The 26131-nt window shown below is 53.7% G+C and carries 21 protein-coding genes; 6 read left to right on the top strand and 15 right to left on the bottom strand.

What is annotated here, in order from left to right:
* Nucleotides 1-132: 132 nt before the first annotated feature.
* From BM022_RS11710 to BM022_RS11745, 7 genes are all read right to left on the bottom strand, one after another.
* Nucleotides 133-1467 (bottom strand): flavin-containing monooxygenase, encoded by a 1335-nt coding sequence (locus BM022_RS11710; protein ID WP_091139487.1) that lies wholly within the window; start codon nt 1465-1467, stop codon nt 133-135.
* A gap of 480 nt (nt 1468-1947) precedes the next feature.
* Entirely contained in the window at nt 1948-2493 is a 546-nt protein-coding gene (locus BM022_RS11715; RefSeq protein ID WP_091139489.1) for a DUF4142 domain-containing protein, read from the bottom strand.
* A gap of 348 nt (nt 2494-2841) precedes the next feature.
* Nucleotides 2842-3354 (bottom strand): hypothetical protein, encoded by a 513-nt coding sequence (locus tag BM022_RS11720; RefSeq protein WP_091139490.1) that lies wholly within the window; start codon nt 3352-3354, stop codon nt 2842-2844.
* Between the two features lie 616 nt (nt 3355-3970).
* Nucleotides 3971-4954, bottom strand: coding sequence for a sodium-dependent bicarbonate transport family permease (locus BM022_RS11730; protein ID WP_091139492.1), 984 nt, complete (start codon nt 4952-4954; stop codon nt 3971-3973).
* Nucleotides 4955-5743: 789 nt separating this feature from the next.
* Nucleotides 5744-6721 (bottom strand): CbbX protein, encoded by a 978-nt coding sequence (cbbX, locus tag BM022_RS11735; protein ID WP_091139494.1) that lies wholly within the window; start codon nt 6719-6721, stop codon nt 5744-5746.
* 185 nt (nt 6722-6906) lie between these two features.
* Nucleotides 6907-7341 carry a ribulose bisphosphate carboxylase small subunit gene (locus tag BM022_RS11740; protein WP_091139495.1) on the bottom strand — a complete coding sequence of 145 codons (435 nt, stop codon included), beginning with the start codon at nt 7339-7341 and terminating at the stop codon, nt 6907-6909.
* Nucleotides 7342-7364: 23 nt separating this feature from the next.
* The gene (locus BM022_RS11745) at nt 7365-8834 is read right to left on the bottom strand and encodes a ribulose-bisphosphate carboxylase large subunit (RefSeq protein WP_091139498.1); all 1470 of its coding nucleotides are present in this window, start codon (nt 8832-8834) and stop codon (nt 7365-7367) included.
* Between the two features lie 138 nt (nt 8835-8972).
* Between BM022_RS11745 and BM022_RS11750 the strand changes: the two genes are divergently transcribed.
* Complete coding sequence (locus BM022_RS11750) at nt 8973-9896, top strand: LysR family transcriptional regulator (RefSeq protein ID WP_177191712.1); 924 nt, start codon at nt 8973-8975, stop codon at nt 9894-9896.
* A gap of 40 nt (nt 9897-9936) precedes the next feature.
* Here the strand turns inward: BM022_RS11750 and BM022_RS11755 are convergent, their stop codons facing one another.
* Nucleotides 9937-11220, bottom strand: coding sequence for a SulP family inorganic anion transporter (locus BM022_RS11755; RefSeq protein ID WP_256209144.1), 1284 nt, complete (start codon nt 11218-11220; stop codon nt 9937-9939).
* Between the two features lie 276 nt (nt 11221-11496).
* The gene (locus tag BM022_RS11765; protein ID WP_091139503.1) at nt 11497-12222 is read right to left on the bottom strand and encodes a glycosyltransferase family 2 protein; all 726 of its coding nucleotides are present in this window, start codon (nt 12220-12222) and stop codon (nt 11497-11499) included.
* Nucleotides 12223-12377: 155 nt separating this feature from the next.
* Here BM022_RS11765 and BM022_RS11770 point away from each other — a divergent pair, with 155 nt between their 5' ends.
* Nucleotides 12378-12584: a hypothetical protein gene (locus tag BM022_RS11770; RefSeq protein WP_256209145.1), complete on the top strand. Its 207-nt coding sequence runs from the start codon at nt 12378-12380 to the stop codon at nt 12582-12584.
* Between the two features lie 414 nt (nt 12585-12998).
* Here BM022_RS11770 and BM022_RS11780 read toward each other — a convergent pair whose 3' ends face one another.
* The gene (locus BM022_RS11780) at nt 12999-13802 is read right to left on the bottom strand and encodes a calcium-binding protein (protein ID WP_091139507.1); all 804 of its coding nucleotides are present in this window, start codon (nt 13800-13802) and stop codon (nt 12999-13001) included.
* 1009 nt (nt 13803-14811) lie between these two features.
* Nucleotides 14812-15867 carry a calcium-binding protein gene (locus BM022_RS15250; protein ID WP_143079575.1) on the bottom strand — a complete coding sequence of 352 codons (1056 nt, stop codon included), beginning with the start codon at nt 15865-15867 and terminating at the stop codon, nt 14812-14814.
* 1028 nt (nt 15868-16895) lie between these two features.
* Between BM022_RS15250 and BM022_RS11800 the strand changes: the two genes are divergently transcribed.
* Together BM022_RS11800 and BM022_RS11805 are read left to right on the top strand one after the other, a co-directional pair.
* Nucleotides 16896-17417, top strand: a complete 522-nt coding sequence (locus BM022_RS11800; protein WP_091139512.1) for a hypothetical protein — start codon at nt 16896-16898, stop codon at nt 17415-17417.
* 229 nt (nt 17418-17646) lie between these two features.
* Nucleotides 17647-17991: an NrfJ-related protein gene (locus tag BM022_RS11805; RefSeq protein ID WP_256209146.1), complete on the top strand. Its 345-nt coding sequence runs from the start codon at nt 17647-17649 to the stop codon at nt 17989-17991.
* A 46-nt stretch (nt 17992-18037) separates the two neighbouring features.
* Here the strand turns inward: BM022_RS11805 and uvrB are convergent, their stop codons facing one another.
* Entirely contained in the window at nt 18038-20125 is a 2088-nt protein-coding gene (gene uvrB, locus BM022_RS11810) for an excinuclease ABC subunit UvrB (protein ID WP_091139515.1), read from the bottom strand.
* A gap of 88 nt (nt 20126-20213) precedes the next feature.
* On the opposite strand from uvrB, the gene BM022_RS11815 reads away from it, so the two are divergent.
* Nucleotides 20214-21407 carry a pyridoxal phosphate-dependent aminotransferase gene (locus BM022_RS11815; protein WP_091139548.1) on the top strand — a complete coding sequence of 398 codons (1194 nt, stop codon included), beginning with the start codon at nt 20214-20216 and terminating at the stop codon, nt 21405-21407.
* Nucleotides 21408-21440: 33 nt separating this feature from the next.
* Here BM022_RS11815 and BM022_RS11820 read toward each other — a convergent pair whose 3' ends face one another.
* The 3 genes from BM022_RS11820 to BM022_RS11830 all read right to left on the bottom strand — a co-directional run bounded on the left by BM022_RS11820 (nt 21441) and on the right by BM022_RS11830 (nt 24658).
* A complete protein-coding gene (locus BM022_RS11820; protein WP_091139517.1) occupies nt 21441-22829 on the bottom strand; it encodes an alkaline phosphatase family protein in 1389 nt (462 codons plus the stop codon).
* Nucleotides 22816-23502, bottom strand: a complete 687-nt coding sequence (locus BM022_RS11825; RefSeq protein ID WP_091139518.1) for a hypothetical protein — start codon at nt 23500-23502, stop codon at nt 22816-22818. The genes BM022_RS11820 and BM022_RS11825 overlap by 14 nt, the downstream gene beginning before the upstream one ends.
* 64 nt (nt 23503-23566) lie before the next feature.
* Nucleotides 23567-24658 (bottom strand): hypothetical protein, encoded by a 1092-nt coding sequence (locus tag BM022_RS11830; protein ID WP_091139520.1) that lies wholly within the window; start codon nt 24656-24658, stop codon nt 23567-23569.
* Nucleotides 24659-25714: 1056 nt separating this feature from the next.
* Here BM022_RS11830 and BM022_RS11835 point away from each other — a divergent pair.
* A complete protein-coding gene (locus BM022_RS11835; RefSeq protein ID WP_143079576.1) occupies nt 25715-26053 on the top strand; it encodes an SIR2 family protein in 339 nt (112 codons plus the stop codon).
* The last annotated feature ends 78 nt before the right edge of the window (nt 26054-26131 follow it).

Below are 26131 nucleotides of genomic sequence, written 5' to 3' on the forward strand. Positions count from 1 at the left end.
CTTTTCAGCTCGCGCCTATATTGAAACGAGAACCCTGGATAAATGCCAATGATTTTTCCCGACTCGGTTTTGTACCAGCTTCTGCAACCGGCAGCCCAGACCGATGTATGCGGTGTATTCCGCAATTCCTGGTTATAACGCTCCATGGCTTCCGGCTTTATGACGAGATAGCGTTTCTCCCGCATGCCGAGTTCCTGGATGCATTGCAGCGTATAGTTCACGTGCGCTTCTATGAAAAGAATTGCCGACGTGTGCCCTTGCCCCGTATTGGGACCAAGAAGTATAAAAGATTGGGAAAGCCCGCGCACTCATCCCCCGGTATGCGTCTGGCTCACCTCCCCATGTTTGATCCAGCAGGCGTCCATCCAACCCTTCTATTCTTATCGACGTCAGCACGTGTCGTACGTCGAATCCGGTAGCGCATACAATCGCACCCATGCGGCTGGATCCATCGCGGATGACAATTCCATTTTGTTCGATTCGATCCACCGGTGCCGTGATCAATTCGACGTTGGAGCGCATGAGGGCAGGGTAGTAGTCATTGGAGAGCAGGACGCGCTTGCAGCCGAAGGGATAGTCCGGGCGCAAGGCGTCACGCAAGTTTTTTTCGGCCACTTGCCGGCGCAAATGTATCTCCGCCAGCGTACGCCCAACCCGTGCCATTACGTTGCCGGGATTGAAGGAAAGCCTATTCAGCTCATGCACAAGGTAGAGCAGGAACCGATGGCCGCGGGCAACAGGCTCGATCCGGAACAGCGCCTTTTCCCATGATGCGTAAGTATGGCCGAGCCTGGGGATGATCCAGTTTGGCGAGCGCTGGCAGACATAGAGCTTTTCAACCACTGGGGCGAGCCTGGGGACAATTTGCACCGCGCTTGCGGCCGTGCCGATTACCGCTACGCGCTTGCCCTCGAAGCGGTATTCATGATCCCAGCGTGCGGAATGGAACAGTCGGCCCTGGTATTCGTTTATGCCCCGGATAGCGGGGTAACGCGGCGCACTCAGAGGCCCGGCACTGCACACAAAAAAGCGCGCCGCCAGCTGATGCCCGTTTTCAAGCCGCAATCGCCATAGTCCGCTGTGAGCATCGAAGCTGGCGCTAGTCAGCGCCGTGCTTAATCTGATGTGCGCAAAAAGGTCAAACTTGGTCGCGAATCGAACCAGGTATTCCTGGATCTCGCGTTGCGGCGCGTATGCCTGCGACCAGTCGGGATTGAGATCGAACGAATACGAATAGAGATGCGACCGAACGTCGCACTCCGCGCCAGGATAGGTATTGTCCCACCAGGTGCCGCCAATTCCCGCGGCCTTCTCGATTATGAGAAATGACGTTATACCCGCTTTTCGCAGAGCGCTGCCCATGCAAAGACCGGATACCCCAGCACCGAGGATCACGACATGGTACGGATCGCCGCAATCATGGTTTTCCGGGATGCAACCGCCGAAGCGAACATCAGTGTGGCCCATATCCAACAAAGTCAAAAAACCGATTGGTTGGATTTTAACCCCTCAATGTAACCTCATGGACGCCGATTGTTCGCACGCACTCGATAATCCGGCTAAGGCCCGGTTATTTCACTCTGGTATTTCTCGACTGCGCAATCTGAATGCCTGGACACAAAATTCCACATCTGGAGGCCCCAAACCCCGAAACCATCCAAAAACCAGTAAAGTTCGGGTCGCTGCTGCGCCTGGGGCGTGTGGAAATTAACATTATCTAACGCCGCGGGGCACTATAATAACGTTAACAAGGGACACAATAATAGAAGCAAGGGTAGACGCTCGCCGTTCCGAGCATTATGAAAAAAAGGGAGGGATCGGGCGTTTTTTTATCCCTCCCCAAAACGCGCGGCTGGGGGGCACATGCGGTAGGGGTCGCATGCGGGATGAGTCCCTTACACCGCTGACAGTGTTCTGAATTAACAACTATTCCAATTGGCTCTCTTGTTATTTGCCTGGTTCGCGCATTTCATCCACCACGGGCTGGATCTTTTCCGCATGTTCGAGATGTGAGGCAACAGCGGTACGCACCTTGACGAGCAAGGCTTTCAACTCCTCGTTCGTCGCGCTCGGCAACAGCTTATTGTCTATTACATCAAGTACTTGCTTATGAAATACGATCTCCTGGGAGATATACGTCTTGTTGAAGGACTTGCCGTCCAGTTTGTTCAAGCGGTCAAGGTTCTTTTCGCCATCCGATTTAAGACTCTTGCTGAGGGTACTTTCCTCCGGCGTAACCTTGAGTTTTGTGACAAGCGCCGTCGCCTGCTTGATCACATCGCTGTGATCGGTAATCATGCGGTGCGCAAATGCCTTGACTTCAGAATTGGACGACTTCGATTCCGCTGCCTTGCCGGCCACGATATCCACCTGATTGGCCGCGACCGCAATAGCTGCGATGATCTGGGCATCGTTTAGATTAGCCTTGTAATTGGCAGCCACCGCAAACGTTGGAATAAGCAACGTGATAGCGAGAATTAATGAATTTTTCATGGGAGCCCCCTTAAAGTTAAATTGGAAATCCGCGTCTTAAAAAAATCAGAATCTGAATTATTGTCCGATTTTTCTGTTGTCATTGCTGATGCACGTTCCGGATGGTGTTGGTCAGAACTTAGGGCAATCCGCGGTGCAGGGTCAGCGCATGCGAGGCTGGAGCGGCTGGCTTAAGAGGTCTGATGCTCTGTCTTTGGACTTAACTCGGCAAATGGCCACCGAGCAGACCGTGCCGCTGGAAGCGGAACTCGCATGTATTTGCCAGGAAAGCGGCATACGGCACAGGTATTCGCCACAGCCACGACTCAAGCGTCAATTAAGCTTCCAGCGAGGCACTCTTCCCCACTGTCACTCGTTATCCGTCGGGCCGTTACTCTGCTGACCCAACCTTTCCCATGCTCGCGCCAGTATGAGATCGGCCCTCGCGTGCTGTGCCAGTTTCGACAATCCGTGCCGTCGGAGCAATTGATAAACGGTGGATGTCGATACCGGCCTGCCGGTGCATTTTTCGAGTTCAGCCTTTAATTCCGCGACAGGCAGCGCGCCTGGATCTCTTGCCTTGGCAACGAAACGCGCAAGGAATTTCACCTCTTCGTCAAGGCTCATCCGCGCATGGTTGCGCAACTGCTTTTTACTTCTGATTTGTACAGCGCCCGTTTCGACTCGCTGAAACTGGGTCCTGAGCTTTCCCGTACGGCTCTTGGATAATCCAATGACTGTAGCCGTCTGTTCCAGCGATAGCCCAAACTCCAAGGGAAGGAGCAGTGCCTGCGCAGCCCGCAGGGTATCAACCGTTTTGGCCGATGCGATCCGCTCCTTCGCAGTTTTGATGAACTCTCGTCCCGTAGCAGGTCTAGCCATTTTTATGCCCAATCAAGTTAAATATTGGATAACCGTCGGCATTATCGGCCGGGGTCAATTTGATCCAAGATTGATCACGTGGATTGTTGCGCCCCCGGTCGCAGCTTAGGATGAGGGCGGCGGTCCTACGACCCACTGGCAGTCCGAAATCAGGCACATCCCGCCGAGCTCTCTTAACTTGGGGTGAAGCATCGTGATAAGCCGCTCCGCCAGATCTTCTTCACAAGCTATAACCATGACAGCGTTTTCCTCCTCAAATACGTAATCATCCGGGTTCCGTTCCCCGCGCGATCCGAGACCCCCGGCTCTTTAATGACAGTGTAGCCACGCACCTTGGCTTCCCGAACTAGTCGGATCAGTTCTCTTAGCGAATCCTCGTCAGTTACAATTTCGAGCCGCTTCATCGATACTAAAATTTCTGGTCTTAATGCCATGATTTTTCTCCCAAAAGGTGACAGGATGGACAGGATTTAAATCATTCTGAGATGTATCGGAGAAGATACCGGGCAATCTCCCCGACTGGAAAATTTCATTGAACCCGTTTACCTGCGTCTTCCCAGACGGGGCGGGGCACGGCACGTCGGCGCCACAGCCCAGCCCCTTGCGCGTTAACTCGCTAAGCCTGCCCCGCTAGATACTGGGCAGCCGCGTAATACGTTGGAATGCCTATCACCACATTGAATGGGAAAGTGCATCCGAGCGATAGCGTCAGATAAAACGAGGGGTTGGCCTCCGGTATTGCAAGGCGCATAGCCGGCGGAACTGCGATATATGAGCAGCTGGCCGCTAGCACTGTTACCAGGGTGACGCCGCCTACCGAGTAGCCCAGGTAGTAATGGCCTAGCAGAAGCCCGAAAAACGCGCCTATCAAGGGCATCCCTATCCCAAATCCGACCAGGAAGACACCAACCTGCTTGAACTCCGACAATCTTTTCCCGGCTTCCATACCCATGTCGGCAAGGAATATGCAGAGCGCGCCCATGAAAATGGTTTCGAAGAAAGGTTCGATCTTCTTGTAGCTGGCGTCGGAGACCGCGGCGCCAATCGCCATCGATCCAAACAGCAGCAGGATACTGCCATTGGTAAATGCCTCGAGAAGCAGATGTTTGTACATGCCTTTCTCTGCCTTTGCCGCGCCTCCCATAATCTTGCGAGAGTAGCCGGCGAGCACCAGGCCGATCATGATGGCAGGAGATTCCATTATTGCCAGCATAATGACCGGATAAGCCTCGTAGGTGATGCCAATGCCGCCGAGGAACGCCACCGCTGTCATGTACGTACCTGCGCTCACCGACCCGTAATGGGCGGAGATGGCCGCGGCGTTGAGCGGATCAATCTTGCCAAGGGCCCGCAGGATAACATAGGCAATGATAGGCAATCCGACCCCAAATGCGAGTGCCGCCCACACCGCTGGAAGCGCATCACCCATATTGGACGTGGCCAGGGCCTTGCCGCCATGGAGCCCAATACCAATCAGCAAGTAGATCACGATCATCTTGTGCATGTCGGGTGGAAACTTAAGATCCGACTTGATAATGCACGCCAACATACCAAGTGCAAAAAAGAGTATCGCTGGGACAAGAAGACTGGAGATTGACATCGTTATACCCCTCTTATAATAAAAGTGGCTGCATGGATTCCTCATCTCCCGCCTCTGAAGACTGCGTCGTGGCAGGTAGCCCTGGAACCATCAAAGCCGGACATGAACTACAGTGAGGGGAAAATTAACATACCCTCCGTCAAGGAAAGCTTCTGTATATGTGATCAATTTGTGAATGCTGAAAGTGTCAAAAGTATATAAAGCTAGCCATAAGATACAACCGCTCTGGGGGAGGATCCAGTGCAGTTAACCGCGCAGAAAATGCTTACGGCAGGGCGCCGGGTTTGGCGTCCCGCTCAGCTGGAAGGCGGGATTTCGCGGATTGATGAGGGATGAACATTTGCTGGGGTACCAACCCAGAGTCGGGGAGGGTTTATCAGCTATTAACAGCAAAATAGCGGTTTTTCGTTATTTTTATAACCGAAAAAAAAGTTAAATTCGGACATAAATTGTGTATCTGTATGTGAACAGACCACTGTTTTGTTGAATATCGTTACTGTAACGAATCCGAAACAGGGTGAGCTAACCTGCCTTTACGAGCGCGGTAGGTTAGACGGGAGGTGGCGATGCGGGGTGCTAAGGGTGCGAAGTCGGGGGAAGGGGCGGGAAAGGGATCGGCCAAAGCGGCGGATGGAACAATACATAGAATAGGAGCGCAAGCGGAACGTTCTGAGAGCAGAGTCAGGCCGAGATTTTTTCTCCTCTCATAGCCATGACTGAAGCTCAGACTTATCTGAGCCTCCGTCCTCGGCCTTAGCTCCGCGAACTTGGTAGCGGCAGGTGGCGAATCTAAATACCCGGCGCGGCAGATGGCTGATCCGCCTCGACGTGATTCGCTCCCTCGTCGCCATCCAAGTCGATCGCTCCCTCCTTGAACACGCGACTTGCGCGGATATCCTCTGCCTCGAGAGTCATCAGGTCGGTTCTCGAAAGATTTTTTTTCGCTCCCTCAAATAAGCGATTGGCCTGCCGCAACCGGGCGCGGTCGAGAGCATTGCGAATAGAGCGCGCGTTGGCAAAATGTTCCAGCTTCATTCGCAACCGGATATATTCGCCAAATGCTTTTTCTCCCTCCGGGCTAAAGCGGTAATTCTGCGCGGCCAACATGAGTTTTGCGATTGCAAGCAACTCGTCAGCGCTATAGTCGGGGAAATCGATGTGATGGGCGATTCGCGAACGCATGCCGGGGTTGCTGTGGAAGAATTTATCCATCCGGTCTTTGTAGCCGGCCAGAATCACAACCAAGTCTTCCCGATTATTCTCCATTGTCTGCAAAAGGATTTCTATCGACTCCGCGCCGTAATCGCGTTCGTTCTCCGGCTTGTAAAGGTAATAAGCCTCATCGATAAAAAGCACACCGCCCATGGCTTTCTTCAACACTTCCTTAGTTTTCGGCGCAGTGTGGCCTATATACTGGCCAACGAGATCATCGCGTGTAACGGATACAAGATGCCCTTCCCGCACATACCCGAGGCGATGCAATATTTCAGACATGCGCAACGCCACTGTGGTCTTGCCGGTACCAGGGTTACCGGTAAAAGACATATGCAAACTGGGCGCCCCGGCTGTCATATTCAATTTCTTGCGGACACGGTCGACCAGCAATAGCGCGGCGGTCTCGCGAATGCGGGTTTTAACCGGCTTCAAGCCGATCAATTCGCGATCGAGCTTATCCAGCACTTCCTTGATATTGGAAGCACGAAATTCGGCGTCCAGGTCAACTGAACTGTTATCGGAGGGGATAAGTTCTTCAGAGTCTGTTGTCATGTTTGATCCCCAACAAGTAACTAAGGTCTATGTAATGCTTCGGTCTGTATTTTTTTAAAACTTATATAAAAGGGGGTCTGAGGCGCATTCGGCTTTCTCAAGAGGCCGGTGGCAAGGATGTTCAACCCATTACCTGCGCTTCAGACCAGCGCCCTTCCCTGAAAAAGGGAAGGGCGCATCCTTCCTTAGTACCGTTCGCCTTCAGGTTTATCCGTGGCGTAGGAATGAATGGTGTAACGAACGCTACGGCCTTCCACTTCCTGGCGCACCACGCTAAAGCCCGGTTCGGTCTTCGGACGATTAACGATATAAGACATGGTGGGGCTTTCAACTCCCCGTGTCGAGTCAAACGCAGTTACCCGGATATAATGATTCGGGTACGTTTTGCGGCAATCGTTGATCTCAGCCAGGATACCGGCGGGATCCTTCAAATCAAACATGGGATTACCGAACATCTCCCAATATGTATTACGGGGATGCGGGTCGTCGGTGTATTCAATGCCGATGGCCCAGTTGTTCTTCAACGCATACTTGATTTGCGCCGAAATTTGCTTATCCGTCAGCGGGGGCAGGAAAGAGAACTGCCCCTGCGTGACACGGTTTTGAAAATTGGTCATCATGATGCTGTTTCTCCTAGGTACGATTAAACGCTCGCTGTCGTGGCTGGCACGAAGTCGGCTGTATCGGTGGACTCGTAATTGAAGGTGATATCCTTCCAGGTATCCAGCGCCTGTTTGAGCGGCGTGCACCACTTCGCCGCTGCCTCAAGAATCTGGGGACCTTCCTTCACGTAGTCGCGGCCTTCGTTCCGCGCCATGACCATTGCTTCCAGCGCAACACGGTTTGCAACCGCACCGGCCTGGATCCCCATCGGGTGACCAATGGTTCCACCGCCGAACTGAAGTATCACGTCTTCGCCGAGGTAATCCAGCAGCTGGTGCATCTGGCCCGCATGAATGCCGCCCGAAGCAACCGGCATGACCTTGTTCAGCGAAGCCCAGTCCTGTTCGAAGAACAGGCCAGTTTCCAGGCTCACCGGAGTATGCGGATCGCGAAGGGTGTCGTAGAAGCCCTTGATCATCAGCGGATCACCCTCGAGCTTGCCGACGACCGTGCCGGCGTGAATGTGATCCACACCCGCCATCCGCATCCACTTGCAAATAACACGGAAATTCATGCCGTGATTTTTCTGGCGCGAGTAGGTAGAGTTTCCGGCACGGTGCAAATGCAGAATCATGTCATTCTTGCGTGCCCATTTGGCCATGGACTGGATCGCGGTATAGCCAATAACCAGGTCAATCATAATGATGACTGAGCCGAGCGACTTGGCAAATTCCGCGCGCTCGTACATGTCTTCCATGGTACCGGCGGTGACGTTCAGGTAATGGCCCTTGACTTCACCCGTCGCGGCGGAAGCCTTGTTTACAGCTTCCATACAGTAAAGGAAGCGGTCACGCCAGTGCATGAAAGGTTGAGAATTGATATTCTCATCGTCTTTCATGAAGTCCAGACCGCCCTTGAGGCCTTCGTACACAACGCGTCCGTAATTTCTGCCGGAGAGGCCCAGTTTCGGTTTGGTTGTCGCGCCCAGCAGGGGCCTGCCGAACTTGTCGAGACGTTCGCGCTCCACCACGACGCCGGTGGCGGGACCCTGGAAGGTTTTCAGATAAGCAACGGGAATGCGCATGTCTTCCAGACGCAGCGCTTTCACTGCCTTGAAACCAAATACGTTACCGATGATCGAAGCGGTCAGGTTGGCGATGGAACCCGGCTCGAACAGATCCAGATCATAGGCGATATAGGCAAAATATTGGGCTTCGTTCTTCGTCCCCGGACCCGTATTTGGTACCAGTTCCGAGCGATAGGCCTTGGCACGGTAGAGTTCGGCGGCGGTCAGGCGATCGGTCCATACCACGGTCCAGGTCGCGGTGGAAGATTCACCGGCTACAGCGGCGGCGGCTTCCTCATGATCTACCCCTTCCTGGGGTGTAATACGGAACAGGGCAATAACATCGGTATCCTTCGGAACATAGTCCGAATCCCAATACCCCATTTTCTTGTACGGAATTACGCCGGACTTGTAGCGCTCCTTGCCTTTTATTTCTTGGCTCATGTGGTTCTCCTCGTGACGGTAGATAAAGGTGAAACAGGGAAGATTGTAAACCGAATTATCATAAATACAAGTCACATGTTTTGATTGTTATGATAATATTTAACTTATGGATCCCCAAAACCGAACGGCTCCAAACCCATGCTGCACCTTACTCTGAGGCAATTAAAAGTTTTCGAATCGGTCGCCCGCCACTTGAGCTTCTCGCGTGCTGCGGAGGACCTCTATCTGACTCAACCAGCAGTTTCCATGCAAATTAAGCAACTGGAAGACAACGTCGGGTTGCCGCTGTTTGAACAGATGGGCAAGAAGATCTACCTGACCGATGCTGGACACGAACTTTATCACTACAGCCGCGGCATTTCACAGCAATTGGCTGACATGGAGCTCGCGCTCGACGAATTGAAGGGACTGGAGAGGGGAAAGCTCAATATCTCGGTGGTCAGCACCGCTAACTACTTCGCCCCGCATTTGCTGGCAAAATTCTGCCAACGCTACAGCGGCGTCACCGTAAGCCTTAACGTTTCAAACCGTGAAACGGTGCTTAGGCACTTGGCCGACAACGTGACCGACCTTGCAATCATGGGGAGGCCGCCGGATGGCCTCGACATCGCCACGCAGTCATTCATGGATAATCCCCTGGTGGTCGTTGCGCCACCGGATCATCCGTTGTGCGCCGGGCGTCGGATTCCCGTGAAGAGACTGGAGCAGGAAACTTTCCTTGTGCGCGAACCCGGTTCCGGCACCCGCAGCGCCATGGAGAGATTTTTCTCGGCGCACCGGATCAATATCAGCAGGGGTATGGAAACGGACACCAATGAGGCAATCAAGCAGGCGGTACAGGCAGGGATGGGGCTGGCGATCATGTCGCTGCATACGGTCGAACTGGAGCTTGAAACAAAACGGCTTAAAGTGCTGGATGTACAGGATTTCCCCATCATGCGGCACTGGCACGTAGTGCATCGGAAAAACAAACGGCTTTCTAGCGCGGCACAGGCGTTCAGGGAGTTTCTGCTGACCGAGGCGCGGCAATTGATGCCGGCGATAACCTATGAAAAAAGCTAGAAAAATACCGGCCTGCGTACCCCAGCCGCGGAGTGTTTGCTTAATCGATACCCTCATCCCCGGAAAATTTCTTCATGTATTTTCTGATGATCACCTTGGTAGGTATTTTACCAGCCTGATGAAAAACCAGATAATTGACCAGGCCGTGCACTGCAATAGCGGTCAGCAAACCCTCGAAAATCCCCACCTTGTAAACCAGTAAGCTGCAGGCAATGGCCAGAATCATGGCATATTGACCGTGGTAGGCTACATTCCATAACCGGCTAATCATTTTCCAGCCGGTGAAGATCATGATGGCGGCGAGGGAAAACTTCGGCAGATACTGAAGATACTGAGAGTTCATGACGAAAAAGGCGACCACGACACCGATCACCAGCACGGAAAATTTGGTCATCGCCCCGGCGAGCGCGTTTGACGTGCTTTTCGCCAGCCCGTCCAGATTGGTCATGCCGCCAAAGAAGCTGGAACCAATGTTCGCAATCCAGATGGCAAACAGGCTGTTGTTATTGCTGCACCTGCGCCCCAGCGGATCGATTTTTTCGATCGCGGCGTTGCTCATGACCTGTTCGATTACATTGATCGCAGCCAGTATCAGCGTGAAGCCAATCACATAAACCCAGGTGAGCGCTCCGCTGAAATGCGGCATCGGAAGGACAAAGCCAAGCTCCAGGTCATCCACATGCAACATCGGCACCGGCACAAACTGGGCGACGATGATGCTCGTGCCGATCAGCAGGAAATACGGCAGCGCTGGTTTTGTGTCCTTGAAGATGGAGAACAGATACACGAACAGCGCAAAACCGGCCAGGGAAATAAGCACCATCCGCGCGCGTGCCGCATTCCAGAAGGTATCAGGCGATTCCTGAGAAACGGGGATCTCATAGGTAAACGCCAGGAACCTTACCGCGATGGTCATGCCCACCCCTGCCAGGAGCCCCTCGACCAGATAACCCGGAACTGCCCGAAGAATGTATTTTTGCCAGTTGAATTTCCAGACTACGGCTTGGGTAATCCCGGTCAGCAAAATGACGAAGGGCATGTTTTCCATGCCGAATCGTTCCACCCCCAGCGCCAGTAAAGGCGCCAACCCGGCGGCAATGCCGGGGACGCCGATAAAATTGCCGGGGCGGATAAACGCATTGATCCAGCCGATGAAGCAGGCGAACACGACGGTGGCGAGACCAACCTTGATCGGGTAGTCGGACATGAGCGCGATACCCACGGACAGGGGAATCACCATTGCGCCGGTTATGATCCCAGCCTGGATATCGCGAGCGAGGTACTTACTCTGAAAAGCGGCTGTTGTTGATCGGGGAATGGCCAAAGTATATGGTTTTTCGGTTGTACTCGCGAAAACTCAGTCGGTGCAAGGGCAGGAATGTTTTGCGCTGGCGCATGACACGGCACATTTTCCCTGGGACAGACTGCCGCCTGATGGCTCCGTTCGACTTACGGGTTAAGTTGCGCAGCAAGCTGTATTTAACGTTGCGCGATCCTGGTATTTATAAACCGCGTGGTGATACCTTGTTTACCTTTATCTCGCCGCTTTTTCCAATGTGCGCCATGCGGTGGCGCAACGGTTCGTGCTCGCGTTTTTGATTCAGCGGCGTCCATCATACCAGATCGGTAGCTGCTTCTTGTCTTGCAATGCCCGGCGCGGATGCAGCAGCACCCGCAGAATCTGGCCGAACGTCTCGCGCGGGGAGTAGAGCACCACCTTACGTGCAGAGGTCTCCAGCGGAAATTTTGTCAGGATGACGAATTCGAGGCCGCGTCGGCGGCCCCACTGCCTGAGCTGTTGGCTCAAGGTAATTTCATCCGCGGCATAGAGCGCCTGGTTGAAGCCGCCGACCTCGCGAAAGGCATCGCTTCGGCATACCACCAGCGCCCCTGCCGCCCAGCGAAACGTAACCGACGTTACGGTCCACAATTTCAATCCCCAGTGCGCCCACCATGGCAACCCTTCCATATGTATCGTGCTGCCACACCCCACACACCTGCCTTCTTCAATCAGCCGCAAGATCTCGGATAGCAATCCCGGATTTAAAATACTGTCTGCATCGACAAACAGCAGCCAGTCCCCTGTGGCCACGGCCGCGCCGGCGTTGCGCGCGCGACCTATCTGGTTGATTGGCTCGAACACAACCCGTGCACCCGCCTGCCGCGCCAACCCCGGGGTATCATCCGTGGAATTGTTGTCAACTACAATGATTTCAGAAGTAAAACCCCGCTTGTAATTTGCAGCCACTGATGTAGAAATAGATTGCAGGCACCTTGCTATCAAACGTTCTTTATTGAATGCCGGGATAATAATCGAGAGATGCATAATAGAACCGCGTTTGGTTAACGGAACTGGGAAGTGTCATTATCGCGAAAAATGGATTGCGCAGGGAAAGGATGCGCGATACGCGGAGCACAAATGGTGACCATAAGTTTTGTACTGGATGACGGAGCTGCGCCCCTGCCGCATGAGGAGGAATCATGGGTGAATTTGCGATACTGCAATGGCTGATAGCGTCAACAATCTTTTTCGTCGTGCCATTTTGGAGGATCTGCCGGCGGGCCGGTTTCAAGCCCGGCCTCTCGTTGCTCTCCCTGATTCCGGGAGGCATCCTGGTTCTCCTATGGATTATTGCCTTTGCAAAATGGCCATCCTCGCCCGAGGAGAAAAAGGCTATTGGCAATTGAGGAAAAGCTGTTCAGCCACAGGTGCAGCCGGCGCGATTTCGAGCTTGGAATAGGAAGCATGGTTGCGCCTCGTTTTCTCCAATCCCGAATTAACATCTCTTTTACTGAGCCAAAAAATCAAGTGCTGGATTCGTTCGTCTACTTCGAAAGACCGTAGCGACGCGCATGCCGGATCGGTTATATGGCATTTGCCGCTTCGATAAGTTTAGGGGAGGGTGATGAATCCCTGAAGGAGAGAGGCATCCTCTCGTTGCAAGTAAGCGCGATGCAGAAGCGTGAGGGCGCCTCGCAAGGCGAGGGCACACATCGCAAACGGGCGTGCAGGCGGAAAAACGGCCGTGATATGCCAGCGTGCACATGGGCCCGAGAGTGCACGCTGACCTGGGTTGATTTTATTTCTGACTTGCTTTTGTTTTAAAGAACTACGTCTATCGAGGGCCCCGATAGATCGAGGGGAGGACTGCCATTCAACTGAATCTGAAGATCGCCCCCGGGACCGGATATATTTGCGGTCAGTACTCCCCCTGAGTAGGACAACTGGCCGAGCGTAAACGCCTGGTTGCCCGCCAAGCCGGCGTTGGCGTCCACGCCTGAAAGGTCGATCATGTCGCCTACGTTGTTCCCACTGCCATCGAAGTCGACAATAATGTCACGGCTGGAATTATTAGGGCTCTCGTTTTGGGAATCGTAGTCAAATCTGTCCCAGCCCGGTCCACCTACCAGTATGTCCTTGCCGCCGCCGCCCTTAAAGTAGTCATCCCCCGCATCGCCAATCAAAACGTCATCGCCCGAATTACCGTAGAGATTATCGTTGCCGCCCTCGCCTTCGACGATATCGTTCCCGTTCCCGCCGTCGAGCGTGTCGTTCCCGGCGCCGCCAAACAGAACGTCGTCATCATTCTCGCCGTAAAGCCTGTCGTTGCCGTTCCCGCCATTAAGGTTGTCGTAACCGATCCCCCCATATAGATCGTCGTTGCCGGTGTCGCCGTTCAGATTGTCATCGCCAGCGTTCCCGTACAGGCGATCGTTACCCACATCTCCCTTGAGCGTGTCCTTACCGGCGTCCCCGTATAAATTGTCGTCGCCATTTCCACCACTGATAAAATCATTGCCGCCATTTCCCCGCAGGGTGTCGTTGCCGCCAAAGCCGAAGATTACATCTTTGGAACTTGTGCCGGGATACGAGTTATTGTTTCCATTTCCAAAATAGTTTGCCATGACTGACTTCCTCTCTTCAAATTAAAGATTACATTACTTTTGGTTTGCTCTCTCTCGTGGCTCCCTCTTGTGAAACTAGGGGTATGCAGGAATTATGCCTAGAAACAACATTCTGAAGAACAAACCGTTGATTGATGACAATGAGGCCGTTTTTAACTCAATCCATGTCGTCTTAGTACGACAAGATGAGATTTAAGCCACGCCTTTGGTCATTGATTTTCGGAAACCTTTGCTTGTCGCCCAAGGGAGACCGACTTCTACTGCTTAACGCCCAGTATGGTTTTTCCGCAATGAAAGCCAAGCCCTAGTTTTGTCGTCAAATCGCGACGATTTTGACGGGCCTGAGATAGGCTTTCCTTCAATTTTTTCCTGTTCCCGCTCAAGATCATGCATGACGTGAACAGGCGGAGATGGGACTGTCTAGCGGAGAGCAGCAACTCCGCTATAGGATGTTGCTCATTGTAGAGGTCGCATATCGTTAGCCGCTATGTCGTTAGCATCCACAAGGATTTCTCGATTCTTCAATCAATTTTGAAAGGATATGGTATAGCTCTGCTCAAGATGGCCACGCAGCGGCCGCCGGATCAGGTTGCGCAAAGGTATATACCGGGGATGTGAGCCGGAAAGGTCGCAGGCCCGGCTTGAAGCGGATGAAGAGGGAAGAGCGAAGAGGGAAGAGGGAAGAGAAGGGCGTATGGGAATCTGTAAAAGCGTTTGCTCGGCAATATGGTTGTGCAGTTCGAACGCCGTTAGAAGCTCAGTTAGAAGCGGCGAGGTGATGCGTCCCAGCGGTCTCCTTCATCCGGGCGATCCATCGTAAAGGAAGTGGAATAGCAGCAACTCGTAAATAAACCTGACGGATACAGCAAAAAATACTTTACCTGGCAAGAAAATGAATGGAGGTCAGACCACATACTCGTGCTCTGCAATTGGAGCACTATTTGCGTCTGACCCCACTTTTTTCCCCTTCTATTGTTTGAATCGTGCGTGGCTCACCAAGAAACCCTTATCACGCAAGAATTATATCGTCTGCCAAATCAACGGAGGGGGCGCCAGCCAACCGAATCTGCAAATCGACAAGACCAGGATCGCCGGTCACGTCAACATTCAAATTCCCATTGCCGGTATTGTATGTAACTTGACCCGCCGTAAGCGCTTGATGTCCACCCATACTCACATTGCCATCGATGGCCGAAAGATCGATTTCATCTCCATCGGCACCCCCATTGCCGTCAAAGTCGCTTATCACGTCGCGAGTCGCCGCGCCTTGTGGGCTATCGGACGTTAGAGCGTAGACGAACCAGTCGAACCCGGCGCCTCCCGTAAGATTGTCTTGGCCGGCGCCCCCAAACAAGATGTCACGGCCGTCTCCACCCGAAAGTATGTCATTTCCGTCGTCACCAAGCAGTACGTCATTACCTGCATTTCCGGAAAGGTTATCGTTGCCGTTGCCACCCTGGAGAAAATCGCGGCCATTGCCTCCGGAGATCATGTCGGCTCCATTTCCGCCGAACAAGGCGTCATCGCCATTGCCGCCGGTGAGGTTGTCGTTACCATCTCCTCCATTCAGGTTGTCGTCGCCATTTCCCCCGGCCAGGTTGTCGTTACCGTCGTAGCCGTAGAGGTAGTCGTCGCCGTCGTTGCCTTGCAAATTGTCGTTACCATTGCCTCCATACAGGTTGTCGTTCCCATTTCCTCCGACCAGGTCGTCGTTCCCATTGCCACCGTTCAGATAGTCGTTGCCGTCATTGCCGAACAGGTCGTCGTCCCCATCTCCCCCAACGAGGTTGTCGTTGCCATTCCCCCCGGCCAGGTCATCACCCCCATTGCCGCCGTCCAGGTCGTCGTTACCATTTCCTCCGTTTAGGTCATCGGCACCATTTTCGCCCTTAAGGACGTCGTTACCATTCCCACCATTTAGAAGATCGTTACCGTTCCCCCCGACGATAAAGTCATTCCCACCGGCCCCGGACAAGTTATCGTTACCACCCTGTCCAAATATATTGTCGTCTGCGCCAGCACCGGCAAACACGTCAGCAAATGCAGTTCCAAAAAAATTTGCCATGATCGACTTCCTTATTCAAGTTAAAGATAAAAACTCTCGTTCCAGCGGATCTCCCTCTCGTTGCTCCCTCTTGTTGAAACTAGGGGAACGCACGAACTATGCCTATATTAAATACATATATTAAACAGTGGCTTAATTGATGACAATGAGGCGGTTTTTAATGCAAACGGTGTCGTTGTCATACGACAAGATGAGACTCAGGCAGCTCTATTAAACCTTTATAATCCTGCGGTCTCTCCTGTCGCCCGCTGACGACACGTTTCTGACGATCGTCGCCGCGCCACAGGCTTTCAGGAATAATAACCTGCACTTATCCGCGTCGTTAAATAGCGACATCTCAGATGAGCCTGAGATGCGTTTGATGCGATTTTTCTTCGGTTGGCTCAAGGTGATGTATTCGTTGGTCCCGGAACCAAACCGCGAATCGGCTAAGGAAAACCATGGCATTTGAAGCGCTACTGTTACGAAGCGCGCTTGCTGACGTACGCTGGCAATCGCGGTCAAGGCATGAGGGCTTGCGGAAAGCGATGGAAGAAGTTTGCGTACAGGTGCCGCTGGCAATTCCCAGGGTCGGCACCTCAGATTCCTGCTCCAGCATTGCACAATTTAACATAATATACATTATGCGCAAATCAAAGGGGACGCGGCAGAACTCGTTAACGCTCGTTAACCAGTGGGTGGGAACAAAAATAATTAATTTAACTTTATGTGCGTTGGGCAACAGAGTACCGGAAGCGAATCAGCGAGAATAATACAGGCACCTACTTTTTTCTCCCTCTTGTAGTGGGTGCCACTGGCCCGGCACAGGCCAACTACTCCTTGCCGGGCCTTTTTCATTCTTGCGTACGCTCGCAATCCGCTCGTATCCAATTGGTTCGTTTCAGCAATTTCGTCGCCGAGTCGTCGTAATGGAGGTTACGCTGCAGCAGATTACAATTAGCGGGTTCGAGTTTCGCATGGGCCTATTTTTTTTCTGAAGGCGACGTTCTATAATTTGAAAAACAAGCCCCCCAGCGGAAGGAAATGATATGAGATCGATCGTCCTGACCCTTTTCATGGCCTTGATCGCAAGCCCGGTATACGCTGCCGATCCTCCTCCGCTCTACCAGCAAGGCGACCCCGAAAACCGCTTCCGCGAAGCCCAGCTGCACGTCAGGGAACTGATGAAGGAGGGTAAATATAAGGAAGCATCGACGTTCATGTCCGTGTATCAAAAATTGGCCTGTGAAGCCTCGGAACAGAAGGCGGGGCGCAGCACGGAGGAAGGAGCAGCCTATTGCGCAAAGAAGCACAACCATGCCGGAGTAAGCGCCAGTAGCGTGCAGCAGCGCCAACAGGAACGGCTCGCTACCGAGCCTATATCGTCCAACACCCTGGCCCCCGGCATCACCGTGATGCAACGCCCGGTCCCGGGCTCCCCGACCATGCTGGATGGGTCGGCGCCGTCTCTTCTTATGTTCGATCCCCGAACAGACGCTGGTGGATCCAGCTCCAGTTCGAGTTCCCGGAGCGACCGACGCGGGGCTGATCCCTGGACGGGCACGCCTTAGAATTAAAGAAATTCGGCTGGAAACCGCAGGCGGTAGGCCATTCGATTTTCTGCGACGCGGCCGTAAGCCCCGGGATCGGCTACTCGGGCCCCTCTTACCCGGCGCAGTTGACCCATCGTGGGGAGCATCGGTCTTGTGAACGTACGTAGCGGCTCCCCCCATTGGAAGTGCGGGATTTGCGGTGTATCATCCCGTCTCTGTAAAATATTCGACCGAATGGAGGCTGGATTTGAGAACATCTCAACTGATGGTGGCTTTTTTCATAGCATTCGCATCGTTAAGCCCGCTGCACGCCGTGGCGGAGAAGGCTGGCGCCAGCAGCGCCAACGCGGCGGCTGGAATGGCTGCGAATGAAGGCAAGGTTCTTTCCACCCTGGATGCGCCGGGCTATACGTACATGGAGCTCGCGAACACGGAAAAGAAGTTCTGGATCGCCGCGCCGACCACGCGCGTGAAAGTCGGCGACCGGGTGCGTTTTGAGCAAAGCCTGGTGATGAAAAATTTCAACAGTAAGACGCTGAATCGTACCTTTGATCAGATCATTTTCGTCAACTCAGCCACGGTCCTCAATTGACGTCGAATCATTCTTAACTTGATTCTATAAGCCGCTGAGTTTGAAGCTATCTCGCAGCTCTTCTTTTATTCTGGGATTTGATTGGACTAGGCCGGCTGACTTCAGGCTCTGGTTCAACAAATCCCACGAAGAGTTTGTTTTTTAACTTCTTTATCTCATCTCTATACTCCGCAGCCTGCTCGAATTCGAGATTCTTCGCGGCGCCCAGCATCTGTTTTTCCAGTTGCTTGATTTCCTTGGCGAGTTGAATCTCGTTCATGGCATCATAACGCGCCCGAACTTGTGCCGCCTTTAGCTGCTGCTGGGCAGTTTCCATGCTGTAGACGCCGTCAATCAGATCCTTCACGCGTTTGTGGACACTCCGAGGGGTAATGCCCTCTGCCTGGTTGAACGCCAACTGCTTATTGCGCCGCCGTTCGGTTTCGCCCATGGCGAGCCGCATCGAGTTCGTGATCCGGTCCGCATAGAGCAGCGCCGTCCCGTTGATATGACGCGCGGCACGCCCAATGGTTTGTATCAATGAACGCTCGGAACGGAGAAAACCTTCCTTATCCGCGTCCAAGATGGCAACCAGCGAAACTTCGGGAAGATCGAGCCCCTCGCGCAATAAGTTGATGCCCACCAGCACATCGAATTTGCCCAATCGTAGGTCCCGGATGATTTCCACGCGTTCCACCGTGTCGATGTCGGAATGGAGGTAGCGCACCTTGAGCCCGTGATCGGAAAAATAGTCTGTCAGGTCCTCGGCCATCCGCTTGGTCAACGTCGTAACCAGCACCCGTTCGTTCCGCGCAGTGCGAAGACCGACTTCCGACATCAGATCGTCCACCTGGGTAACCGCCGGACGGACCTCGATCTGGGGGTCCACCAGTCCGGTCGGACGCACCACTTGCTCCACTACCTGGCCGCTGTGCTCGCGCTCGAAATCTGCGGGCGTCGCGGATACGAACACCGTCTGCGGCATGATTCGCCTGAATTCGTCGAACCGCAGCGGCCGGTTGTCCAGCGCCGAAGGCAGTCTGAACCCGTACTCCACCAGGTTCTCCTTTCGCGAACGGTCCCCCTTGTACATTCCGCCGATCTGCGGAATCGTAACGTGACTCTCGTCGATGACCATCAACGTTCCCGGCGGCAGGTAATCCATTAATGTGGGTGGGGGCTGGCCCGGCAGCTTGCCGGACAAATGCCGCGAGTAATTCTCGATCCCCTTGCAGAACCCCAGCTCGTTGAGCATTTCTAGGTCGAAACGGGTACGCTGTTCAATCCGTTGCAACTCGACCAGCTTATTGTGCTGTTGAAAAAATTCCATACGCTCGCGCAGCTCGGCCTTGATGGTTTCGATGGCGCGCAACGTGGTGCTGCGGGGGGTCACATAATGGCTGGAGGGATAGACCGTATAGCGCGAGACTTTTCGCAGGGCGCGGCCAGTGAGCGGATCGAACAGCGTCATGCTTTCGACTTCGTCGTCGAACAGCGAGACGCGCACGGCGGTTTCCGAGCTTTCCGCCGGAAAAATATCCAGCACGTCTCCCCTCACCCGGAACGTGCCACGCGAAAATTCGAATTCATTGCGTTCATATTGCATTTCCGTCAGGCGCTGAATGGCTTCGCGCTGGGTAATTTTCTCCTGTTCGCGCAGATGCAGGATCATGCCGTGATAGTCCACCGGGTCGCCTATCCCGTATATGCATGACACCGTGGCCACGATAATGGCGTCATCACGTTCCAGCAGCGACTTGGTGGCGGACAGCCGCATCTGCTCGATGTGTTCGTTGATGGCGGAGTCTTTTTCAATGAAGAGGTCGCGCGATGGTACATACGCTTCCGGCTGGTAGTAGTCGTAATATGAAACGAAATACTCCACCGCATTTTCGGGAAAAAACTCGCGCATCTCGGCATAAAGCTGCGCGGCAAGCGTCTTGTTCGGCGCCATGATGATGGCCGGGCGGCCCAGGCGCGCAATTACATGGGCCATGGTAAAGGTCTTGCCGGAACCGGTCACCCCCAGCAGGGTCTGGAAGGCGAGGCCATCCCCTACCCCTTCCATCAGCTTTTCAATGGCTTCGGGTTGGTCGCCGGCAGGCTCGAACACCTGGTGCAATTTGTAAGGACTATTGGGGAAGGTAACGATCACGGGTATAATTCGCGGGCTCCATTTTTTGACAAATTTTCGGCTTAAATTTTATCACGCGGGCTTGGTCCGCATGAGTAAGGACATCATCGTGGATCTCTCGAAGCGCGTTCAGGCCATCAAACCCTCTCCTACGCTCGCCGTTACCGCGCGCGCGGCCAGACTCAAGGCAGAAGGCAAGGATATCATCGGGCTCGGCGCGGGCGAGCCGGATTTCGACACGCCTCAACACATCAAGGATGCGGCGATCACCGCCATTAACAAGGGGTTCACCAAATATACCGCGGTCGGCGGTACTCCTAGCCTGAAAAACGCCATTATTGCCAAATTCAAGCGTGAGAATGACTTTGACTACACTGCCAGGCAAATCCTGGTTTCTTCCGGTGGAAAGCAAAGTTTCTTCAACCTGACGCTATCTGTCATTAATCCCGGCGACGAGGTCATCATACCGGCACCCTACTGGGTCTCCTACCCGGACATCGTTCTGATTGCGGAAGGCAAGCCAGTCATCATTGACGCCGGAATCGAACAGGGGTTCAAAATAAACCCGGAGCAACTGGAAAAAGCCCTCACCCCCAGGACGCGGATGTTCGTGATTAACAGCCCCAGCAACCCTTCCGGCAGCGTTTATTCCCTGGACGAGCTTAAAGCGCTGGGTGAAGTGTTGCGTAGATACCCCGATATCCTCATCGCCACCGATGACATGTACGAGCATATTCTTCTTTCCGGAGGAAAATTCGTCAATATCCTTAATGCCTGTCCCGATTTATATGAACGGACCATGGTGTTGAACGGCGTCTCCAAGGCTTACGCAATGACGGGTTGGCGCATCGGTTATTGTGGCGGCCCGGCGCATATCATCACTGCCATGGAAAACATCCAGTCCCAGAGCACCTCCAACGCTGCTTCCATCTCGCAGGCCGCTGCAGAAGCTGCACTTATCGGCGACCAATCCTGCATTTCCCCCATGGTGGCCGCATTCAAGGAACGCAACCGTTTCGTGACGGATGCGCTTAATGCAATACCCGGCATCCGATGCCTGCTCTCGGAAGGCGCATTCTACGCATTTGCGGACGTCCGGGAAGCGATTGGACAGCTACGGTCCAGGGGCGTGATCAACGAGAGCAGCGATATCGCATTGAGCGAATACCTGCTGGAACACGGCGGCGTCGCGGTAGTGCCGGGGTCGGCGTTCGGCAGCGAAGGGTACATCCGTCTTTCCTTTGCCACCGCCATGTCCAATCTCGAAAACGCACTGAGTCGTATCGCAAAAGTACTGGCGTAAAGAGCCGCCCAATCAGAGTACAGCGCAGAGCGATCACCGCGGCGCGGCAGGCGCCGGTTTCGGTTGTTCCTCAGGCAAATGGGCGAGCTCGGGGTATTTCTCCAGTGCGCGCTTGCGATCGTGCGCCAGAAGGTCTTTCGCGGCAGCAGTGAAGGCCTGCTGATTCTCAGTCTCGATCTGGGGTTCGGGCGCGCCTTTCAATGCGACCGGACTGACAATTGTATCTGCCGGCGGAGACGGGATATCGGACCGCGGCCGGTCGAGGGATGCTGCCAACAATGCCGATACGCTCTGTATTCCCGCTTTTCTCCGGCGCGCCACCTCTTCATTGTAATCCGGGGTGCCAGAAAACTTTTCCGCCAGCAGTTGCAATATGGACGTGTGATCCAGCGGCCCCTTGAAGACGGTACCCGGCGGTATCCATGGGGATGCAACAAGAGCCGGAACCCGTGGGCCCGTGCTCTCGAACGGGACCTGATATAGCGCGCCCGGCGGCGGCGGAGATGAAATAGCCAGCGGTGAAACGTGATCGAAAAATCCGCCATGCTCATCATGCATCGCAAGCAGCAGCGTGCGGCTCCACTTCTCGACATCTTTTGTCAGAAGCTTGTATATATCCCGCAGGAAGTTTTCCCCCGGACCCATCGCCGTCGGCGGATGATTGTCATTAGGGGTCCAGCCGAAATGGATGGGAGAATCGCTATACTCGGGCTCAATGAATATCACGGCCGGCATCTCGGCCGCTGATTCCGCTTCCCAATCCGCAGGAAAATGCCGGAAACTGCGGAAATTGGGCCCCAGTACTTCCTCATGAAGCCCATCAAAGAGCGCGAAGAAGGAAATTCCGCAGTGATAAACCCGCCAGCTCACGCCGCGGGCGTTCAGCCATTCAAAAATGAAGCTTCCCGGAACGATCGGAATGGGACGAGGCTCGGTATTGTCAATCGGGGCATAGCCGCTAAAGGCCATGGAGCGGTTTGGCTGCGTATCGGTCGGCAGCGGCGCGAACCAATGGTCGCAGACGGCATATTGCGCGGCGAGAAAACTAGACATTGGGGTATCTGCGGGCGCGAGAAAACCCATCGATGGAGGATCAGACACCCTGCTGCCTGTATGGCGGAAATAGGCGTCGGCAAAACCGCTCATGGTGTAACGGCCATTCGCCTTCGCCAGCTGATCCTCAACTAGAGCCCTGTTATGCGGAAGATCATGCAGCAGGGATCCATCTTCCAATTCCAACGGCTGATAGCCTTGCGCATCCAGGAAATTGGTATAGTCGAGATTGGTCTCGGGATCGACAAGTCCCTCCACATCCTTTCGTTTGCCGAAACGGGACATGCTGAGATGCCCCAGGACGTTGTCGAAAGAACGGTTTTCGAACATTACGATGACGAACGTCTGTATCTGGTCAAGGACTGCCATGGACGCTCTCTCCGCAACTCATCTGTGTTGTTATGGTCAGCCGGGCGCGGACAGCCTCCAGCGCGGTATCGCAAGTCTCGTTCTGCGCGACCGGGGTACGGATGATCCAGCTTCCAGCCAGGGATAGGGCTTTAAACCGGTCGGTTGCGCTGTTAGGAGGAATTTCGACCTCGATCGCATCTTTCCTGACGAGCAGCCGACGCTGGTAGTGGTTTGCGATCGACACGGCGCGGGTACGCGCCGACGTGTCCTTCTGCTCGATCGTGAATGATGTCGTTACAAACCGGGCATCGTCGCAGCGGGCAATACCGCCCAGCAGTCTTGCGCTCTGACTCGGAATGACCTGGACATCCCATTCGCGTTGGTCGCTCTTGAGTACCCCGGGCACTTTCAACGTAAACCGCGTGCTGCGCTCCGGCGCGACTGATCGACGCCCTTCAGCCGGCCCTTCCCCTTCTCCGGCAACTGGCGGAGACGCTTGCAGTGTTACTTTGCCCGAAGCCTTCCAATTGATCTCGACCGTCTCTCCCGAGCATATCGTACTGGGCGCCACGGAAAATGACTTGATTTGCGCGCACCCAGACATCCACGGCGTGATGCACAGCATCGCCACGACCAAAAGCCGATCATGCAATGGCAACAGACTGCACGCGCCGCGCCTGGCGTCAATCATATGCCTTTCCGTACCCTTTCCGTACCCTTTCCTTATCCATGAGGCGGCTGCAAAAGCGCCGGGGCTAGGACCAGTACCCGGGCGGCACCATATAGAGCCCGGTATCCCATTTCCATTGACGAACAGGGTTTTCGGTCATCGCATCCATGTCATCGGGCTGCGCCGTCCAATGGAAATCGCACACGCTTCCCTTGTGTCCCACGAAGGTATGAATTCCCCCGTTTGCAACCCCCACAAAAAAGGGCACCCTCTCCAGTTTTTCCAGCAACGCCTCAGTCCGATCATCTGGTTGCACGTCCCTGTAGCCGGTAATCACCGCATCACAGCGTATTCCGGTCGAACCTGCAACAGGCGATTTCCAAATCCGGGCGCCAGCCTTGGCCATATTGAGTGCGGCCAGTTTCTCGCGCTCCCCGGACCCCGCGAGATCATCTGCCGGGCGCGGAGAGTAAAAAACAGCGGTCCAGCCGTCCTTCTGCAACTCTTCGCACAGGACAGTGCCGCGCAGATCCGCCTCCTTCACTCGACTGCTGATTTCAGCGAAACGCGATGCCAGGCCAGCGCCTTCGTACGCCGCTTTGACATTGTCAATTACCCACCCGATACACGAGCTCTCGCGCAAACGCCCCGCCCGGCCCGAGGCATCCTCCAAGACTACGGCTCCGGGCTCAAACGAATCCAGTCTCCAGTTGCCCAGGCTCATGGCGTCTATTTGCGCCTTGAGGGCGCGGTGATCGCCCCTTAAAATGGAATCGTGAAATGGGGAATGGTCACCGTAATAAAGCCCTACTCCGGTATTTTCAATAGCGGTCTTATGGGCGTTGCGATTATCCGTAATGCTTCGGTCGCCATGTTCCGCCACTTTCCTCCAGTCTATCGCCTCGCCGTCCGGAACCGCAGGGCTTGCCGTATTGGCAAACAGCCATTCAGCAATGGCAAGCGCCACCTGATCGGAGATGGTATTGACATTGCCATCGTGGTCGTAGTTATCGATAATCTCCCATAACCTTTCCAGATTGAGCGTGGTTCCATCGATGGCGCCATTACCGCCGATACTACTCAAGTTCAGGTCGGGGTAAGCGCTACGCAGCCGCTGGGTGTCAATGCTTTGTCCCTTGAGGCGCCGGATGAAGGTCGAGTGATCAAGTGTGGCCATAATTCGGGGCTCCTGGAGAATGAGGCGAGAGTGATGTTAGCCGAAACGAAAGGTATTTTCATTTATTTTCATCTACCTTAGTAGCAGTTCAGAAAAATTCAATTGTGCATCCTATTTTTTCGTCCCCCTGAAATCAATAGGGCAAGCGCCTCCTAGCAACAGAAATGACACGAAACCAGACCGGCAACCACGGCCGGGGCGGGAGTACACGTCCAGCCAACACGCTTCCCTGAGTCCGTCAACGAAGAAGGTAGAGATAGAGGCGACTGTTCGCTCGTACGTAGAAAGGGACTCACAACGAAACGCAGGCTTTATGCCTCAACTAAAGCTCTGAAAGGAAATAACCCAGCGGGTGTTCTGTAAATCCCCAGGAAAACTGACCAGCCGAGGAATTACGAAATGCGGAAAGCTTGCTACTTACTTTTTCCAGGTACTTTCCAGTTCGTTACCCTTGGTAACCTATTTTATCAGCCGAACTCTAACTCCCTTTTTTTAACCCCTCTCTCTACGAGTGGCGATAGCTTGATGTGCTCCCAACCCGGTCTGGGTTCTTACGTTAGCGGTCTCCTCCATCCTTTAACCCTCAATACCCACACTCATTCACGGGTGTACCTCAGTACAGTGGTAAATACTGCTGAGTTCGATAAAATCGCCTCGCCAATATTTTCGTGCTTTGAAGGTTTTTAGAATTGCCCCCGGTCTGCAGAGATCTTTCGCGGAATGCTATTGGATTTGCAAATACGGTTACACGATTCTTTGGAAGAAGGCGTTAGCTGGCGGCAAGAATGGGTGGATACGTGCAAATAGGGATGCATCATTCTCTCCTTCATGGCTATGATCTTGGCAGGGGTTTCCATGAGAAGTCTTACTAGATAGGAGGAAAGGTTTTTGCATGAAAAAAACTCCTATCGAGCGCCTGCCCGAACTCGACGATAAAGGCATGTTGTGGAAGGAAGTCAACCATCGCTCAAAGAGCGTCTACAAGGTGAACAATTAAGTTTCGAGTGCCGAGAAGTTTTATAAAAAATTAGTTATGGATTAGAGGATCCGTATCATTTGAAGAAAATGGACTATCAAAAGTATCAGGCGGACACGACAGCGGATATTGCGGAGTTGATCAAAAAAAAAGGCTGTCAGCCAATTCTATTTATTGGATCGGGATTCTCTAAGCGCTATTGGGGCACTCCGAACTGGGATGAATTATTAACAGAGCTAGGAAGTGAGTGCGCAGAAGTTAAACATGAATACGCCTATTACAGGCAGTCTGAAAAATCAAACAAGGAGATTGGCAGCATATTTGCAGCTGCGTATAAAGAATGGGCGTGGAATAACGGTAAAGCGGGTTTTCCAAGACAATATTTCTCACCAAAGTACGGATTGATGTGCCCCCGATAATAGTGCCAGGGGTGTTCTAGCGAAGTTCAGTTAAAAGATCAGCTTCTTTCTCTCTCACAGCCGTTGATTTCTTTTTGC

Source organism: Nitrosospira sp. Nsp14, assembly GCF_900113575.1.
Taxonomy (GTDB): domain Bacteria; phylum Pseudomonadota; class Gammaproteobacteria; order Burkholderiales; family Nitrosomonadaceae; genus Nitrosospira.

What these genes read in the sequence shown, in the direction of transcription:
- BM022_RS11710 (WP_091139487.1), bottom strand. Translation starts at nt 1,467, where the DNA reads ATGGGCCACACTGATGTTCGCTTCGGCGGTTGCATCCCGGAAAACCAT.
- BM022_RS11715 (WP_091139489.1), bottom strand. Translation starts at nt 2,493, where the DNA reads ATGAAAAATTCATTAATTCTCGCTATCACGTTGCTTATTCCAACGTTT.
- BM022_RS11720 (WP_091139490.1), bottom strand. Translation starts at nt 3,354, where the DNA reads ATGGCTAGACCTGCTACGGGACGAGAGTTCATCAAAACTGCGAAGGAG.
- BM022_RS11730 (WP_091139492.1), bottom strand. Translation starts at nt 4,954, where the DNA reads ATGTCAATCTCCAGTCTTCTTGTCCCAGCGATACTCTTTTTTGCACTT.
- cbbX (WP_091139494.1), bottom strand. Translation starts at nt 6,721, where the DNA reads ATGACAACAGACTCTGAAGAACTTATCCCCTCCGATAACAGTTCAGTT.
- BM022_RS11740 (WP_091139495.1), bottom strand. Translation starts at nt 7,341, where the DNA reads ATGATGACCAATTTTCAAAACCGTGTCACGCAGGGGCAGTTCTCTTTC.
- BM022_RS11745 (WP_091139498.1), bottom strand. Translation starts at nt 8,834, where the DNA reads ATGAGCCAAGAAATAAAAGGCAAGGAGCGCTACAAGTCCGGCGTAATT.
- BM022_RS11750 (WP_177191712.1), top strand. Translation starts at nt 8,973, where the DNA reads ATGCTGCACCTTACTCTGAGGCAATTAAAAGTTTTCGAATCGGTCGCC.
- BM022_RS11765 (WP_091139503.1), bottom strand. Translation starts at nt 12,222, where the DNA reads ATGCATCTCTCGATTATTATCCCGGCATTCAATAAAGAACGTTTGATA.
- BM022_RS11770 (WP_256209145.1), top strand. Translation starts at nt 12,378, where the DNA reads ATGGGTGAATTTGCGATACTGCAATGGCTGATAGCGTCAACAATCTTT.
- BM022_RS11780 (WP_091139507.1), bottom strand. Translation starts at nt 13,802, where the DNA reads ATGGCAAACTATTTTGGAAATGGAAACAATAACTCGTATCCCGGCACA.
- BM022_RS15250 (WP_143079575.1), bottom strand. Translation starts at nt 15,867, where the DNA reads ATGGCAAATTTTTTTGGAACTGCATTTGCTGACGTGTTTGCCGGTGCT.
- BM022_RS11800 (WP_091139512.1), top strand. Translation starts at nt 16,896, where the DNA reads ATGAGATCGATCGTCCTGACCCTTTTCATGGCCTTGATCGCAAGCCCG.
- BM022_RS11820 (WP_091139517.1), bottom strand. Translation starts at nt 22,829, where the DNA reads ATGGCAGTCCTTGACCAGATACAGACGTTCGTCATCGTAATGTTCGAA.
- BM022_RS11825 (WP_091139518.1), bottom strand. Translation starts at nt 23,502, where the DNA reads ATGATTGACGCCAGGCGCGGCGCGTGCAGTCTGTTGCCATTGCATGAT.
- BM022_RS11830 (WP_091139520.1), bottom strand. Translation starts at nt 24,658, where the DNA reads ATGGCCACACTTGATCACTCGACCTTCATCCGGCGCCTCAAGGGACAA.